Annotated in this window: 11 protein-coding genes and 1 pseudogene; 5 read left to right on the top strand and 7 right to left on the bottom strand. The window is 67.6% G+C overall.

What is annotated here, in order from left to right; translation table 11 throughout:
* Nucleotides 1-483: 483 nt before the first annotated feature.
* A complete protein-coding gene (locus BIV25_RS31980) occupies nucleotides 484-1,044 on the top strand; it encodes a transcriptional regulator (RefSeq protein ID WP_071375978.1) in 561 nt (186 codons plus the stop codon).
* A gap of 11 nt (nucleotides 1,045-1,055) precedes the next feature.
* The gene (locus BIV25_RS31975; protein WP_071375977.1) at nucleotides 1,056-1,238 is read left to right on the top strand and encodes a hypothetical protein; all 183 of its coding nucleotides are present in this window, start codon (nucleotides 1,056-1,058) and stop codon (nucleotides 1,236-1,238) included.
* Nucleotides 1,239-1,590: 352 nt separating this feature from the next.
* On the opposite strand, the gene BIV25_RS51475 is transcribed toward BIV25_RS31975, so the two are convergent.
* On the bottom strand, nucleotides 1,591-2,310 hold the full coding sequence (locus BIV25_RS51475; RefSeq protein ID WP_071375976.1) for a hypothetical protein: 720 nt from the start codon (nucleotides 2,308-2,310) through the stop codon (nucleotides 1,591-1,593).
* A 1,234-nt stretch (nucleotides 2,311-3,544) separates the two neighbouring features.
* On the opposite strand from BIV25_RS51475, the gene BIV25_RS54630 reads away from it, so the two are divergent.
* A complete protein-coding gene (locus BIV25_RS54630) occupies nucleotides 3,545-3,673 on the top strand; it encodes a hypothetical protein (RefSeq protein ID WP_371273085.1) in 129 nt (42 codons plus the stop codon).
* Nucleotides 3,674-3,857: 184 nt separating this feature from the next.
* Here BIV25_RS54630 and BIV25_RS31965 read toward each other — a convergent pair whose 3' ends face one another.
* From BIV25_RS31965 to BIV25_RS31955, 3 genes are all read right to left on the bottom strand, one after another.
* Nucleotides 3,858-5,123, bottom strand: a complete 1,266-nt coding sequence (locus tag BIV25_RS31965; protein ID WP_071375975.1) for an alpha/beta fold hydrolase — start codon at nucleotides 5,121-5,123, stop codon at nucleotides 3,858-3,860.
* 82 nt (nucleotides 5,124-5,205) lie between these two features.
* On the bottom strand, nucleotides 5,206-7,173 hold the full coding sequence (locus tag BIV25_RS31960; RefSeq protein WP_256256381.1) for a M9 family metallopeptidase: 1,968 nt from the start codon (nucleotides 7,171-7,173) through the stop codon (nucleotides 5,206-5,208).
* Nucleotides 7,174-7,698: 525 nt separating this feature from the next.
* Nucleotides 7,699-8,658, bottom strand: a complete 960-nt coding sequence (locus tag BIV25_RS31955; protein WP_071375973.1) for a LysR family transcriptional regulator — start codon at nucleotides 8,656-8,658, stop codon at nucleotides 7,699-7,701.
* 350 nt (nucleotides 8,659-9,008) lie between these two features.
* On the opposite strand from BIV25_RS31955, the gene BIV25_RS53395 reads away from it, so the two are divergent.
* Nucleotides 9,009-9,299 (top strand): transposase, encoded by a 291-nt coding sequence (locus BIV25_RS53395; protein ID WP_071375972.1) that lies wholly within the window; start codon nucleotides 9,009-9,011, stop codon nucleotides 9,297-9,299.
* A gap of 1,300 nt (nucleotides 9,300-10,599) precedes the next feature.
* Here the strand turns inward: BIV25_RS53395 and BIV25_RS31940 are convergent.
* Nucleotides 10,600-11,466, bottom strand: a complete 867-nt coding sequence (locus BIV25_RS31940) for a polysaccharide deacetylase family protein (protein ID WP_071375970.1) — start codon at nucleotides 11,464-11,466, stop codon at nucleotides 10,600-10,602.
* Nucleotides 11,467-12,667: 1,201 nt separating this feature from the next.
* Nucleotides 12,668-14,257, bottom strand: coding sequence for a class I adenylate-forming enzyme family protein (locus tag BIV25_RS31935; protein ID WP_071375969.1), 1,590 nt, complete (start codon nucleotides 14,255-14,257; stop codon nucleotides 12,668-12,670).
* A 100-nt stretch (nucleotides 14,258-14,357) separates the two neighbouring features.
* Between BIV25_RS31935 and BIV25_RS47945 the strand changes: the two are divergent.
* Nucleotides 14,358-14,546: pseudogene (locus tag BIV25_RS47945) on the top strand (short-chain dehydrogenase); the annotation flags it as partial.
* 221 nt (nucleotides 14,547-14,767) lie between these two features.
* Here the strand turns inward: BIV25_RS47945 and BIV25_RS31930 are convergent.
* Nucleotides 14,768-16,045, bottom strand: a complete 1,278-nt coding sequence (locus BIV25_RS31930; protein WP_079177020.1) for an IS701 family transposase — start codon at nucleotides 16,043-16,045, stop codon at nucleotides 14,768-14,770.
* Nucleotides 16,046-16,054 lie beyond the last annotated feature (9 nt).

Here is a 16,054-nt window from a genome sequence, read left to right as displayed (position 1 = left end):
GTGGACGGTGACTTGTGGGCGCTGATCGAACCGCTGCTGGCGCCCTGGCCGACGCCTTCGCCGGGGCCTAGGCCAGTGGATGATCGGCTCTGTCTGCAGGGCATCGGTACGTCCTGTGCCAGGACATCGCCTTGCCGATCCTGGAGCTGGAGCTGGAGCTGGAGCTGGAGCTGGAGCTGGAGCTGGAGCTGGAGCTGGGCAGACCTGCTGGCGGCGCCTGGACCGCTGGCAGCGGGCCGGAGTCTTCGAACGATTGCACCGGATCCTGCTTGCCGAGCTCAGTGCGGCCGGCGAGCTCGACTGAAACCGCGCGTGCGTGGACGGCTCCCACGTGCGCGCAAGAAGAGGGGGAGCCGCGGCGGTCCGTCGCCGGTCGACCGGCGGAAGACGGGCAGCAGCATCACCTGATCTGCGACGGCAAGGGCACCCCGCTGCACGTCATCACGACCGCCAGCAACGTCAACGACGTGACCCAGACCCTCGATCTCGTCGACGGCATCCCGCCTGCCGCGCGGACTGGCCCACCCGCTGCGTATGGAACTGCTGAAGGCGTTGCGACACGGGGGGCCCGCCACCGCGTCCCAACTCGCCGAGAGACTGGGCGAGTCCAGCGGGGCGACCAGCTACCACCTGCGCCAGCTCGCCGCCCACGGCTTCGTCGAGGATGCCGCGGAGCGCGGCAAGGGCAGGGAGCGCTGGTGGAAGGCGGCCGATCAGGGGCTGGTCTTCGACAGCGACGAGTTCCAGGACGCCGACCCGCAGGTGCGCGGCGCGATGAACACGTTCCTGCACGAGGTCGCGAACACCCACACGCGCGAGCTGTCGACCTGGCTGGCCACCCGGAACGAGTGGTCACACAGCTGGGCCCGCTCCACCGACGTGAGCGACATGACGCTACGGCTGACACCGGAGCTGGCCCAGGACCTGGTCGGCAGAATGCACGCCCTGATCGACGAGTTCCGAACCATGGCCCCCGCCAGGGACACCCCGGAGGCCGAGACGGTCCGCATCCACACCCGCCTGTTCCCGACCAAGACCGATTGACAGGTGGCAGCATGCACACCCAGAACCAGCTCGCCCGGCTCCGCGCCACCGATCTGCGCGCCAAGGCCGCCGCCCACCGACTCGCCGTCGAGGCGAAACCCCCTGTCGACCTGCGCACCCGGCTCGGCTGGACCCTCGTGGAGGTGGGCCTGCGGCTCGCCTCCCCTCCCAGGCAGACTCCTGCGCCGGCCTAGGGGCGGGGTGCGGGGCCTGTGCCGGGGTGGCTGCACGTGTCCTGGATCGCGGGTCGGCCTCGTGGCGGGTGGGTTCGGCTCTTTCTTACCCGTTCGGGGCGGTGGAAACGCCGGGAGGGAAGCGGGTGGCGTGGGCGCGGTCAGGTGTGCCCGCGGGAAGCGTTCGGGGCGGAAATCCCCAGGTGGATCGACCAACAGGGGAAGGAGCGTCGGCCCGGGAACCAGGGGCGAACGCCTGGCCCCCGGGCCGGTGGTGCACGCGTAGCACGTAGGTTGTCGGACAATGGGATGGGAGTACCCCGGCCCGATTGCGGCGGGCCTGGGCCCCGTATTGGGCTGCTCGGCTTCGGGGTCAGTCCCAGCCGCCCTCGCCGCCTTCGCCGCCCCGGCCGCCTTCGCCGCCCTCACCGCGGTCGTCGTGGTCGCAGACCACGCGGAAGCTGGCGATGACTCCGTTCTTGACCATCACGCCGTCTTCCATCTTCTCGTGGTGCTCGCCCTTCTCGTCCTGCTTGCCGTTCTCGTCGTGCTTGCCGTTCTCGTGGTGCTCGCGCTCCTCGCAGTTCTCGTTCTCGTTCCCGTTCTTCTTCTCGTCCTCGTCCTTGATCCTCGGGCATACGCCGTCGGCGGAGCTCCAGGCGCCGACGGTGGCGATGGGGGCGCCGTTGTCGCAGACGGCTCCGCGGAAGACCTCGACGCGCTTGTGGCTCTCGTTGCGGATGTTGAGGGTCCTGGCGCCCAGGCCGCTGACGACAGTGATGCAGTCGCCGGGGTGGGCGGAGTAGGACCGCTCGTTGATCTCGATCCGGCCTCTGTCCTCGTGGCGGCGGCCTTCCTCGCGCCGCTCGCCCCGGCCTTCGTTGCCCTTTCCTTCGTTGCCCTTGCCCTGTCCTTCGTTGTTGTTGGCCTTATTCTGTCCGGAGTCGCCGCCGAAGGGCGCTGCCGAGGCGGCGGCCGGGACCGCTTGGGGCGCCGGGGCGGAGGCTGCCGAGGCGTAGGTGATGCCGGTCACGGCGAGCGCCGCGGCGGCCGAGACACCTGCGGTCACCATGGTGGAACGAGCGAGCTTCATATCACCTCTCCTGTCTGTATATCTCCGAGACGTCGGCTCGTGAGCCGACTGCGACCAAAAGTACTCACAGCTGTCATATCGGGTCATCTTGAAAGCTGTGCGACAGGGGCCGACCGGGGTATATACGGCCTTGCCTGGTGCTCCATCAGAATGTGAAGCGACTCGAAGACCAGGCAGATTGAATGACCATTAGCCCTCCCGGATGAACTGGTGACGTCTGCTCACCCTCTGTCGGCTGCGTGTCGCTACGCACGCCGTGACTGATCTGTGTTAGGCGGACGGCTGCGCCAAAGCCTGCTCGTCGTACAGCCCGGCACGAGACCGCAGCATCGCGGTGAGCCGGCTGGCCACGTACGTCATAAGCGGCTGGGGCGCCGGCCGGTCATGGAGACTGCCGGGGTGCCGCACGAGCTGATCCGCTGGCCCCCTGGCGCAGCGATCAGATCGCGGCCTGCCTGGAGGACCTGGAGCACGAGTACGTCACCGCCGTCGACGACGGCGAGCCGCGGTTCCTGGTCTCCGAGCGAGCCCGGGTGGGCTTCCTGGCGGGTCCGCAGGGGCGCTGGGTGACGGGCCAGATCATCGATGTCTCCGGCGCGGTACCTACCTCGGCCCGATCATGGGCGGGTGATTCGCCGGCCGGGCGGGTGCCAGGGTGTTGGCGTCGCGAACACGACGTACACCTACGACGCGACCACGGACAACAAGCCCCGCACACACCGGACAAGACGACCGGCGCCCGCACGGCCGCCTACTCCTACGACACAAGCCCAGTGCCGCCCGCCGCCGAGAAGGTGGAAGGCCACCGAGTCGCCCCACCGCGGGTATCCCAGGGAACCTACGCCATCAGCCCCCATACACAAGTGATCATCCTGCATCCCGACGACTTGCCAGGCACGGCCCCGCACCCTGACCGCGAGCGGCGTAACGGCTGCTGCGGACCCGACGGCCCTAAACGGACCGAACCTTGTATGCCGCAGTTGCGGAGCTGAAGCGGCGACCAAGCAGTCCGACTGCTGGACCGATCATCGCGCGACAGCGGCACCAGACGTCCTGACTATCAATATCCAAAACCCGCGCTCAACCTGTCGTGCTTCGGCACGACCCAGGACATTTTCGCCGGAACATCTGCGCTTTGCCGTAGGACTCGTCGGAGGTGATGACGATGCTGTTCTTCTCGTCATGTTCGGTCAGGGCCAGGAAGAGGTGTTCGGCGCGGTGACGGTGGTTCCGTGTGGCCGAGTTCGTCGATGTACAAGAGATCAGCCCGGCGGCAGCGGGCGTTGGTCTTGTTCAGCTGCTTCTTGTCGGCGGCTTCGACCAGCTCGCTGACCGGCTTGGTGGCGACTGGCGGACGCGGTAGGCCTTCGTGGCCGTCCCGATGTTCAGGGCGATGAAGGTGTTAGGCCGCGTCCGCTCGTACCGGTGGCCGATGCTCTTCTGGTCTGTCTCAGCGGTACTGCTCGCATGGACGCGTGGCGAATCGCTGAGCCTGATCAACTGCTTGGCTGCCAGCCGTCCCGTTCTCCAGGGGCTGAGAATGCCGGTCAGCGTCTACCGGCCGTCATGGCCATCAGGCGTGACAGCACGACGTCCCCCGATGCGTTCACACCGTCGTGCTCCCACTCGTCGGTCACCCACGCGCGAGCCGACCCCACTTCTCGAACGGTGCGCAGGGACAGTTCGGCGTCGACGTACATGTCGTCGTGGTAGATGGCCGCTGCCAGCGGCACTTGGTTGGCGGCGAGCCTGGCCGGGTCGTACAACGGGGGCCACTCGGGCCACGCGGCGAGGGTCTCGGCGGCCTCGGCGAAGGGGCGCAGGGCTCTGATGTCCTCAAACATCCAGGGGTAGATCATCTCGCCGGTGAACAGCAGCGGATCAGCGTCTTCCGCGAACCGCGGATGCTCGATCGCGATGCGTTGCGCGGCCCAGTTCGTCGGCGTCGAGTCCTGGGCGAAGCACGGCTCCTGGAGGATCGTGAAGAGTGGGTTGTCCACGAACCCGGTCTGCTGCATGACCTGGAGCAGGAAGGTGTCGCTCAGTCGGCCGGCCGAGTCGAACGCCTCGTCGAGGATCCAGTGGACTCGTTCGTAACCGTCGCTCATGCCGAACGCCAGCCCGAGGGTCCGCAGTCGCCGTGATGTCAGCCTGTCACCGTCGGGAAGCAGAACGCGGCCGGTTTCGGCGAGGTCGGCGATCTGGCGGGCCTTCTCGACGTCCCCCGGGTAGCGGTCGTAGTACTCGCCGTTCTTGGCCTCGACACGGGGATAGGTGAGGCGGTAGACGTCCTCGGCCCTGGTGTTGAGGCCTGGGAGGCCGCCGGTGACATGGCAGGCGTGCAGCCCCTCGGGCGCCAGGGACAGATAGGTCAGGGTGGTGAAACCGCCGTAGCTCTGGCCGAGAGTCTCCCATGGTTCGTCGGCGCACAACTGCCGCCGGATCAGCTCGGCGTCGCGGACGATGGCGTCGGCCCGGTGCAGCGAGAGGTAGCGGGCAAGGTCCTTGCCCGAGCCGAACGTCGCGGCGAAGGCAGGTGTCACCGGAGTGCTGCGTCCGGTGCCGCGCTGGTCGAGCAGCAGTACCCGATGGGTCTGCAGCGCCCGTGCCAGCCAGCCGGGGGCGTGGCCGCTCGGCCGAGGGGATTTGCCGCCCGGTCCGCCTTGTAGGAACACCAGCCACGGCAGCCTCTCCGAGGCGCGGGGCGGGTCGACGATCTCGCGGGCGAACACTTCGATGGTCGCCCTGGCGGGATCGTCGTGGTCCAGTGGGACGGTGAAGACGTGGCCGGTCATTGCCATGCGTGGATTCATGGAGACGGTTCACCTCAGGTGGATTGGCCGAAGGCCGTGCCCGGTCGGCTTGTGATCGACCGGGCACGTCTCGCAGCGGGGGTCAGTAGGTGGTGGTGACGGTGACTCCGCTGAAGCTGGTCGCGGCGTACAGGCTGATGTACCGGTAGCCGGCCGAGGTGTTGGTGACGCTGATGCTCTCGGCGTTGCCGGAGCTGATGGACTTGGCGGTGTAGGCGGATGGGCCCGCCCACGTGGTCGGGTCGTAGTAGAGGTCCGCGTTGCCCGTGCCGCCGCTGGTGGCGACCTTCAGCGTGGTCGTTCCCGCGGGCAGGTAGATCCACAGGTAGTCGGTGTCACCGGCAGCCGCGGACTGGTTGGCTCGGTAGCAGTTCTGGCCCATGGCCTGGGCGTTGGAGTCCGTGCAGGCGGTGGCCGAGCTGCCACCGCCGCCTCGCGCGAGGTCGGTGAGCCAAGCGTCGAAGTCGGCGTCGTAGCGGGTGCCTATGGTGGTGTTGTAGATGGCGTACGCCCCGTTGTAGTCACCGGTGCGGAACTTGGCGAGTATGGCCTGCACGTCGTCCGGGTGCTTCTCGGTCATGTAGCGAACGGCCAGGTAGCCCCACGGGTAGGTGCGGGTCTCGTCGTCGATGGTGTAGTTGTTCTGCCACAGGTCGCTGAGCTTGTACGTGTGCTTCGCGGCCTCGGCGATCGCGTCGTCGTCGGTGATACCGCGGTAGCTGTAGGAGACGTACTCGGCCTGGCCCTCGATCCACCAGACGTCCGGGACGGATATCTGGGTGCCGAAGTCGCCCTTCATGTCGTAGATGGACTGCAGAACGTGCGTGAACTCGTGGTTGAGGTTCCAGGCGTTGGCGGGGAACCCGTCGTCGGATGGCTTCTGGTAGAGGATGGAATAGGCGACGTTGTTCGGGTCCGTCGGGTTGCCGGTCAGCGTCTCGCCGCCGTTGTCGGTCGAGTTGCCGAAGATCGCCCATGAGTAGGTCGCGTAGTCGGCCTTGCTTCCGTAGATGACCATCTTCACGTTGAAGTACTCGCCCGGGATCGGCCCGTTGTCCTTCACCAGGCTGTGGTAGTAAGGCAGTTCGCCTTTGAGGCTGTTGCACACGTCACTCTGCTGCGTCGCGGTCAGCGACTGCGCCATGATGGTGAAGTTGCTGCAGCCGTACGAGATCGGCAGCGAGGCCCTCATGAGCTGCGCGGTCAGATCGCAGACGCCGTAGTACGAGCACTGCGCCGCGTCGTCGTTGTCGGCCCGGTAGGCGACGTGGACCCACAGGTTGGCGGTGGGCCCGGTGATGGACGAGGCGTCCATGAGCCCCTTGATCAGCGGGCGTATCCTGCCCTGCAGCGCCGGGATCTGGACCAGGTGCGCCAGGTCGTTGCCCGCGTTGGAGTCCAGGACGTCGTTGTCCCCGCCCAGCAGGTCGCGGTGGTTGAGCGTGAACGTGTACAGCGTGTCGGCGATACTGGGGTCGGCGGTGACCGCGGTCACGAAGTCCGGGATGCCGGGGCCGCGCCACAGCGGTGTGTAGATCGCGTTGAGTGCCCGGTCCATCGCCGGGTACGCGTCCCACGCACTGCTGTAGGCAGTGAGGTACCGCTTGTAGACGTCGAGGAGGCCGCCCTGTGTTTGCGCGCTGTCGGAGGTGACGAACGCCTGCTCCAGGATGTCGCCGTTGCCCGCGCTGACGTCGTTGGAGTGGGAGCTGTCGAAGAGCGTGGTGAACCCGGACTCGACGGCGCTGGTGAGCGTGGAGTCGTACGTGCCGACGTCGGCGGGGTGCAGCGACTGCACGTAGTAGCCGGCGCGCAGGAAGTACAGCATTTCGTGCAGGCCGCCGGAGTCGTCGCCGGTGTACGAAGCGGCCGTATCGGCGATGCCGTTGGCCACCGCGAGCATCTGCGACTCCTTGAACACCGCGTTCGCGTTCACGCCGGTCAAGTCGAACAGCGGGTTGATGCAGGTGTACCAGTCCACTGTCTTGATGTATGCCACCAGCGCGGCGCCGGTCCGGCCTGCGAAGTCCGCCGTCGTACAGGACGTCACGGCTGCTGGGGCCCTCTTGGGTTCGGTACGGCTGGTGGTCGCGGGCTTGCTGCGGGGCGACCGTGCCGGCGAAGCGACAGGCGCCACTTCGGCGGGCGCGCCCCGCAACGAGGCCGGCAGTGGCTTGGACCGCGCGGCGGGGAGTTCGGTGCTCGGGCCGGTGTCGGCACCGGATGGCTTGGCGGCCGCGGTGGTCGCCGGGGCGTGGGCCGCCGGACTCTGCCCTGGATGTGGTGCCGCGCTCGCCTGAGTGGTCAACAGGCCCAAGGCCAGGCTTCCGGCCGCCAGGCCTACGGCCAGGAATCTGGGCAGGGGTGGTCTGAGGAGCATTGCATCTCCCTCGGTGGGGGGTGGGGAGCCGCCCGAGCCCTACGGGGCGGTGCAATGCAACCTGGCACTGGAGTTGACGGGTGAGCAACGCTCTGGGGTACTGCGTTTTCACTGAAGGGTCCACAACATCAGAGATGTTGGTAAAACTTTGTCGATTGGTTCGCATAGTGGACTGTTCAGCGCGAAGCCGGATTCTCACGATCGGCTTGGTCGATACACCCGCGACACCCACGCCTGCGCGTGTGGCGACGACGCGATCAGATCACCGTAGGCCGCCGAGGCAACACTCAGGATCAGGTCCACCAACTGCTCGGAGAGGCTCTCGGGCCGCCAGGCCAACAGGTAGCGGCACCACAACGGCGTTCCGGCCAAAGGTTTCACCAGCACGCCGGGACTCGGCCGAGTCGTCGCCTGAACCATGGACACCCCCAGCCCATTGGCGATCATCTCCTGGAGTTGTCTCCGATCGCCGAGGTATTCGTGAACCGTGGCCGGAGTGAATCCAGCGGTATGGCAGGCGGTGTAAAATACCTCGGGCCAGCCCGCACCGTCATTCGGCGTCAGAAACCATGCCTCATCTGCCAGGTCACCCAGGACGATCTCGCTTCGGTGCCCGAGTCGATGTCCTGTCGGCAGCGCGACAAATGTGGGTTCTGTGACGATTCCCCGATGCGCTACGGCGTCGGAGTGCTGCAATTCCATGCCTGGGTAGTCCACGCCGAGCGCGATGTCCAACTCGTCCCGCTCCAGCAGTTCCACGATCTCCGAGGACGAGTAGACACTGCTGACCTTGATCGCCACGCCCGGTAGTCGCGTCTGGAGCCGCGCCACCATGCCCGGAAGGATGGGTGTGTTGGTGGCGGCCAGTCGCAGAGCCGACGGCAGAGGGACGGCATCCTTCGGGCAGTGGCGCCCGAGCACCTCCATTCGGGCCAGCACGTCCCTTGCCTGGGACAGGACGTCGACACCGAACGAGGTCGGCTCCACACCCGACGACCCGCGCGCGAACACCGGCTGACCGAAGTGCCGCTCGATCCGTTGAAGCTGCGCGCTGACCGACTGTTGCGAGTAGCCGAGGACCGCGGCGGCGCGGCTGATACTTCCCACCTCGGCGACCGCGCGCAGCAAGCGAAGGTGACGCAGTTCCAGTTCCATCTGCACTCCTCGCGTATCACGGGCAATCGCTAGGTTCTGAAGCTGAGGTGTTGCGACAGCGCATCACGGAGGGGGGCTGGGCACACGGAGTCGCCGGATGCGAAGTTCCTCGCCCTTCGCGTGGACCGCCGCTTCCAAGCGTTCCAGTTCCTTACTCAACGACCCATCGCCATCACCTGGTTATCTACTTAAAAGATAAAAGACACGACGACCATCAGCCACACGCCCACGGCACAGCCACCGAAGCGATCACCAGACCGACGGCTCTCACCCGACCGAGACAGAGGCGAGGTTGCGTCCAACTCGCCGAGGACAACCTCGCCGCGGCGAGTCCCGGTCTGCTGCACGCGATGATCAAGGCATTCGCCGACGCGCTGATGTCCGCGAGGACCAACACCTTCTGCGGTGCCGAAGCCGAGCAGACTCTCGCCTCGGTGGCCGCGATCGCCTATCTGCTGGGTGTCTCCACTCGCCGGGTTGAGAAGCTCGCCGAGCCCCTCGACGTAACTCAGCTGTTGAAGTCCCAGGTCGGTGCGATGTCCCGGCACATGGACGAGCAGATCGCCGCGCTCCGCAACCGCCCCCTGGATGCCGGGACGTATGCGTTCGTCCGCGTGGACGCGCTGACCCGGAAGGTCTGAGAGGGCGGGCGTACCCACTAGGCCGGAAACTTGCTGAGTCAGGTCCCCAAGTCGGCCCAGCCATGGGCGGCCACCCTGCTGCGAGCCGCCTTCGGACAACCCGACGCCGACGCCGTTCAGGCCCGGATGCGACACGTCCTGGACGCGCTGGAAGCCAAGTTCCCAAGGTCGCAGGCCACACGGACGCCGCCCAGCACGACCTGCTGGCCTTGACCGCCTTCGCACGCGAGATCTGGTCCAACAACCTGTAGGTACGAAACCTACGAGACCGCTCTGCCTGCCGAACTCACCGCACAGCCTGAAAAGGAGACCGCCGAGTGGCCGTCAATACACGACTTCAGCGCACGGCCGCGCTCGGTGCCAGCGTCCAGCTGACCGGCTACACCCAAGACGATCAGCGCGAGACGCACGCCCATGCTCCCGAGGATCACGCCCAGGCTGAGCAGGTCCGAGAACGTGCCATAGACATTCCCCGGCACCGAGGTCGTGTCGGCTCGGAGCGAAGACGACCGTGACTTTGTCACCCACTGTCGGCGGGTCGAACTGGAACCATTGGTCCTTGAGGGTGAGCGGGCGTGGGCCGGAGCGGTAGGGTACCTCGACCTGGACGTCGGCTGCGTACGTCACCTTGTGGTTCCTACTGACCTCGACCTGTCGCGGTGTCCTGAGCACCTTTGAGATGGGAAGGTCGTGCTCGCCGCCACCGGCCCGCTGCATTCCGGCCCTCCAGCGGGCGTCGTCGCCGTGCGGTCCGAGAGCCGCCGCCGCGTCCGTGCACAGCAGGCCCAGGGCCAGCGCGAGTACCGCTCCGACGAGGCGGGCGTCGCGGCGCCGGGGCGGGCGAGGCTGATGGCGGTGGCCAGTGACGCCAGGATCCACAGCAGAGTGCAGCTGGCTGCTTCGGCGACGGCCCACGCCGGCCGGCCGTACCCCGTTGGGAAGCCGGCCACGGGCTCGGGCAAAAGCAGGAGGCAGGCTTGGAGTCCGGTGAGGACAGCGAGCCGGCCGAAGAGTGTGGTCAGGTGTCGGCCGCGCTCACCTCGCGGCCTTGGGAACCCAGCGAGTCACGAGACAAGTCTGCCATCCGCAACCACGTTGCAGACCCGCCCTGGCACGCTGTACGGCCATCGCGAATCCCCATCCCTCGTGGCTCATTGCAGATCTTGGAGGAGGCTATGCGCGCGAGGTCAGCGCGATTGCCTCGGCGGGTGATCCGCCTGGCTGCGGGCGGATGGCGCCCGTCCGCTGTGGTTCCGTTTCCTGCCTGGCCGGGCAGGCCAAGGGGGCTGAGTTGTCGGGATCATCCGACTGGTGACTGGATGTAGTCTTCCAGGCGCGCTACGGTGAATCCCTGCTCCTGGATGCGCCTGAGCAGGTTGGCGAACATCTGTGTCATCGTGGCACCTTTGAGTTCGCTGGGCCCGCGGAAGTGGGCCAGGATGATGTCACCGTCATGCAGCCTTTTGTCTCCTGCCTGGTACTGCATGTTGCGGATCTGCATGGATTCTCGCCACCACACGATCGCACGCGGTCCGCACTCACCCACCGCGATTTTGGTGTTGTTGTTGTACGCGCCGTACGGCGGGCGGAACAGCAGCGGTGCGGTGCCGTATTCCTTGGTGAGGATCTTCTGGTCACCGCACACCTCTTCCTTCTGGCGGGCCAGGGGGATGGTGCTCATGGCGGGGTGGTGCAAGGTGTGGTTCTGGATGTGGTTGCCGAGCGCCTGCAGGGGTCTGAAGTACGCGTAGTCCGGCTTGATGGCGTCGTTCATCAAGAACATGGTGATCGGGATCTTCAGATCCCGCATCATCTCGACGAACTTCGGATCCTTCTCCTGTCCGTCGTCCACGGTGATGAAGACGACCTTCTGCGAGGTCGGGAGGTGGGTGAGGACCGGAACGGCTCCGGTGGCGGAGAGTTTCACCGGCTTGTCGGCCGGCGGCTGCGGAGGGGCCGGCAGCGGGGTCAGGCCCCACTTGTGCCAGAGCGCGGTGTCACGAGCGCCGGCCGCGGTGCTGGCGGCGCCGCTCGGCGAGGCAGAGGTGGCAGCGGCATGGCTGGTTGCGCTGCCGCTGCTCGAGCTGCACCCGCCGACCGCCAGGACTGCTGCGACCGTTCCCGTCACCGGCCGGTACCACCGGCCCCGACCCGTATACCGCTTCATTGCGCCGACCCCAGTTGTCGTATGACCATGATCCACTGAGGATTTAACCTGATCACGTATAAAAGCCGACAATAGCCAGGTGTGAATTCAGTACGCAGTGCGGAGCTGGAGTCGGTGGGACGGTGAGCCTGACCGTCATGTGAACCGTCGGTTCTGCCCGGATGGCGTCGTGGCCGGGGACCGAGATCACGCCTTCTGCGGGAGGGCCAGGCGGTACGCATCCTGCCAATCCGCGGTGGCCGCCAGGAACAGCGGCGGCTGCTGCGGGCACACCTTCGCCACCCGCCGGTGCAGTTCGCCAGCCGCGTGGCAGCCGTGCTGCGCACCGAGGGACTCGCCATCCCCCCACCGCGCCTCCGTCGATCTCCTGGCGACCGAGCCGCATGAACCGACGACACCGTCGGCGCGGGGCCGGGGTCACGCCGGGCACCGCCTCACCCGGAGGGAACCACAGGCCACGACGGTCGGCGTGGACCGTCATGTGCAGGTCGGCGCGGTCGAGGCTGGCCCAGTGTCCGATCCGGTCAGCGGACACGACGAGGCTCTGTTGCAGATGAGGCGCCGGACGTTTCCGGTGATCAAAGGTGACAGTGACGGCTCGAGGCTGAGTTCTTGTGGAGATCAGCGTGGGTCGCAGTCGCACTCACCGTCTCGCTCCGGACCATCACTTGTCCGGGGCAACCCGCCGTCGCGTGCCCTACCACCGCAACCTGGCATCCGGTACGCGGGATCAATCGACCTTGACCGCCTCAATCTCCAGTGCAGGCAAGGCAGTGTCGCCGATGAGCACACATCCCCCGGGCAGTTGCACCTTGCCCGCCATCCCGACCGGGACGGTCTGCCGAGTTTTGCCGGGCCGCTGAGGTGCGGCATGCCACCGCGTGCCTGAACGTCGCGACGATTGCGTCATGTGCCGGCGCACGGAGTACACGGCACCGGCCGTGGACGGGTTACGCGAGGCGGACGCGGGGGTTCTCGTCCCCGGCACGCACCTCGGCGGTTGGCTACTACGGTCCGATCACCGTCGACCTCGACAGCGACCGCGACTCGCCCGGCTCGACGAGCAAGGGCGCCGGTCTCTGCGGACGGTGGCCGTCGACGATACGGTGCGTCGCGGTGGGCACCCAGAGGGCCAGCTGCGCCACAAGGGTCCTGTCCTCCCGGCGTGCTTGACGCCGCATCGGCCGAAGTGTTTCCACAACTACGGCGTCTGCGGTGTGTCCGAGGCCCCGCTCGTCCACGCGGCGCGCAGCGCCTTCTTGTCCACCTTGCCGACCTTGGTCGTCGGCAGGTGGTGCAGCAGCACCGTCTTGCGGGGCGTGTACAACTCTCCCAACTCGGCGGTCACCGCTGCGCCGACCGCCTGCGGGTCGACGTCGGCGCCCTCGGCCGTGGCCAGGAAGACCTGTACGGCCTCCCCGTACTCCTCGTCGGGCACGCCCAGCGCCGCGGCGTTGCGTACACCGGGCAGTGTGAGCAGGAAATCCTCCAGGACCCTGGAGTAGACGTTGTCGCTGGTGCTGCCGGTGACGATGATGTCCTTGGCCCGGTCGACGAGATAGAGGTACCCCTCGGCGTCGAGGTAGCCTATGTCCCCGGTGCGCAGCCAGCCGTCGTGCAGCGCGGCCGTGGTGCGCTCCGGGTCCTCGTAGTAGCCGAGCATCACCGTCTCGCCGCGGACACACACCTCGCCGACCTGCCTGACGGGCAGCGCCGCGGTGCTGTCTTCACCACGGATCTCGATCTCGACGTCGGATATCGCGCGACCGCAACTGCGCCAGAGCTCGGGGCGGCGGGCTCCCTCCGAAGCGAGATCCTCCGCGCCGAACGCGGTGATACCGAGCGCCTCGGACTGCCCGTAGCCCTGGCTGAGCACGGGCCCGAACACCTCGACCGCCTGCTGCAACCGGCTGGGCGACGTGGCCGCGCCGCCGACAACGATCCGCCGCAGCGCGGGCAGGGCGTCCGGCTTGCAATCCGGGTGGTCGAGAACCGCGTACAGCATGGGCGGTACGAACATCGTGGCGGTGATCCGCTCCTCGCGCAGTACCGTCAGCGCCGCGCCCGCTTCGAACTCGGGCAGCACGACGAGGGCGGACCCTGTCACCAGAGCCTGGATCGAGGTGAGGTGGCCGCTGCCGTGCGTGAGCAGCGTGGAGGCGAGCACCCTGTCCGTGCCCTGGTTCATGGTCGGGAAGAACCCAGGGCGGGAGTTCGGGGCGTCCTCCGCCAGGTCCACCAGCGCGTCGTAAAGCCGGTGGCTGTGCGCGGCGAGCTTGGGGCGGCCCAGCGTTCCGCCGGTGTAGAGGACGGTGACGGCTTCGTCCGCTCCCGGGGCGGGCACGCCGGCGGGGCGCACGGCCGGGCAATCGGCCGCCAGGGCCAGCAGGTCCGTGCACCGTTGTTCACAGGGACCGAGGCTGAGCAGTACGGGGGCATGGACGCTGCGGCCGGCCGCGTCGGCGGCCCGTTGGGCGAAGAGCGGGTCGGTGACCACGGCGCGTGCCCGGGACTGCTCGACCAGGGCGGCGAGCTCGCCGGGCCCCGGCTCGGGCGGCAGGAACACGACGCGGCAGCCGATGAGATGGACGGCGAGCTGCATCAGGACGGAGTCCACGCGGTTGGCCAGGAACAGCCCCACTCCGTCGCCGGGCGCGAGCCCCTGCTCGCGCAGCGCATGCCCCAACCTGAACAGCCGCCGCCGAGCCTCCCCCCTGGTCAGCCGCTGCGTCCCCTGGACGAGCGCCTCAGCGTCCTCGTCCTTGGACCAGTGCTCCAGAATGCGGTCCATGTACGTCCGCGGCTCGGATGTTTCCCGTGCGTTAACGATCACCAACACATCAAAACACGCTGCTCACCAGCCGTGGCTTCACAGGGGCTACCTTCGGCCACAGTTCGCCAAGGCGTTCCCGCTGATGCGGATCAACGCCGTGGAGCCCGGCGACACCGCAACGGACCTGAACCGGCACGCGGGCATGCAGACCGTCGAGAAGGGCGCCGAGGTCATCGTTCGGATGGCTCAGCTGGGGCCGGACGGCCCGACCGGCGGCTACTTCGACGCAGCGGGCCGTCTGCCCTGGCAGGCGGCGAAGTCGACGACGCGGTCCACGATGCCGCTCGATGAGGGCCGCGACCTGACAACGGTTGGACAGGTTCTTCAAAACCTGGCATTTCGCGTTCCACGTCATGCCCGACCTGCCCGAGACTCTGCTAGTAGGACTCCGTTAGGTCTGTCTTGATCTTGGTGTGGTCCTGCGGGGCAGGGGTCGGTGGCAGGTGGTGCAGATGCCGGTCCAGCAGTTCAGCAGGTCCTGGAGGGTGTCGAGGATCTGGTAGAGGGTGAGTCCGCTGTGTCGGCTTTTGGGGCCAGCCGCTGCTCGGTGAGGAAGGCGTGGGCGGCGGTGACCAGGGTCGCGTGGTGGTGCCAGCCGTTCCAGGAGCGGCCTTCGAAGTGGTCCAGGCCCAGGCCGTGCTTGAGTTCTCGGTAATCGTGCTCGATGCGCCAGCGGATCTTCGCCAGGCGGACCAGTTGCGGGATCGGGGTTTCGTCGGGCAGGTCGGACAGCCAGAAGCGGGTCGGCTTGTCCTCGCCGTCGGGCCATTCGGCCAGCAACCACACCTCGGGCAAGACGCCGTCCCACCGGCCGTGCTCGGCCACCGCGGCTGCCTGGGCCAGCCGACGCGGGCGTACCCCGGCCGGCCGGACCTGCACCGCGAGGAATCGGGAGGTCATCGGACCGCGGGAGCCTTCCCGCCAGGTCACCTCCTGGAAGGCTTCCCGTCCGGCGGCCGCGGCCAGTTCCGCCACCGTCAGTGGTGGCTGCCGGTAGCGGGGAACCGGTCGGCGGCCGTTGCCGGACCAGGCTGGGGTATCAGGGACTGCGTCGTGCGGCTGGACGGTCAGATCGCCGCGGATGCCGACCACGTAGGCGTGTCCCCGCTCGGTCAGTGCGGCACGGAAGTCTGCGTTCTGGCCGTAGCCCGCATCGGCCACCACCACTGGCGGCACCAGTCCCCATCCGTCCAGTTCGTCCAGGGCGTCCAGTGCGAGGCGCCACTTCTCCCGGTGTCCGACGTCTTCCGGCACGCCGGTCTGCCGGCGCCGGACGGTGTCCTTGGCCCATTCTCGTGGCAGGAACAGGCGCCAGTTCAGCGGGCACGACGCCGTCTCGGAGACCGCGTGGACGCTGACGGCGACCTGGCAGTTGGCCTGTTTGCCCAGCGCACCGCAGTACTGGTGGGCGACGCCGACCGACATCCTGCCGTCCTTGGGGAACGACACGTCGTCGACCGCCCAGGCGTCCGGGCCGACCTGCGGCACCATCCGCTCGGCGATCCGCCGGCGCACCGGCAGTGGATCCCACGTGGACTGGTTCACGAACTGCTGCAGGTTCTGCTCATTGCCGTCCGGCAGCCGCGAGGCCATGGCCTGGATGGACTTGCGGCGACCGTCCATCATCAGTCCCCGCAGATAGCAGTCGCCCTTGGCCCGCTGATCCTTGCGCGGCACCGAGGCGAACACATCCGCCACGAATAACGCCAACGACGCCCGAACACGGTTCACTTCATGTGCGTCCACACACTCACC

The sequence above is a fragment of the Streptomyces sp. MUSC 14 genome, from assembly GCF_001866675.1.
Lineage (GTDB): Bacteria > Actinomycetota > Actinomycetes > Streptomycetales > Streptomycetaceae > Streptomyces.
Note: the sequence above shows the minus strand (reverse complement) of the source record. Positions and strands in the feature narration are given on the sequence as shown.

Coding starts and splice junctions, on each gene's coding strand:
- BIV25_RS51475 (WP_071375976.1), bottom strand. CDS start 2,310: ATGAAGCTCGCTCGTTCCACCATGGTGACCGCAGGTGTCTCGGCCGCC.
- BIV25_RS31965 (WP_071375975.1), bottom strand. CDS start 5,123: ATGAATCCACGCATGGCAATGACCGGCCACGTCTTCACCGTCCCACTG.
- BIV25_RS31935 (WP_071375969.1), bottom strand. CDS start 14,257: ATGGACCGCATTCTGGAGCACTGGTCCAAGGACGAGGACGCTGAGGCG.
- BIV25_RS31940 (WP_071375970.1), bottom strand. CDS start 11,466: ATGAAGCGGTATACGGGTCGGGGCCGGTGGTACCGGCCGGTGACGGGA.
- BIV25_RS53395 (WP_071375972.1), top strand. CDS start 9,009: ATGATCAAGGCATTCGCCGACGCGCTGATGTCCGCGAGGACCAACACC.
- BIV25_RS31975 (WP_071375977.1), top strand. CDS start 1,056: ATGCACACCCAGAACCAGCTCGCCCGGCTCCGCGCCACCGATCTGCGC.
- BIV25_RS31955 (WP_071375973.1), bottom strand. CDS start 8,658: ATGGAACTGGAACTGCGTCACCTTCGCTTGCTGCGCGCGGTCGCCGAG.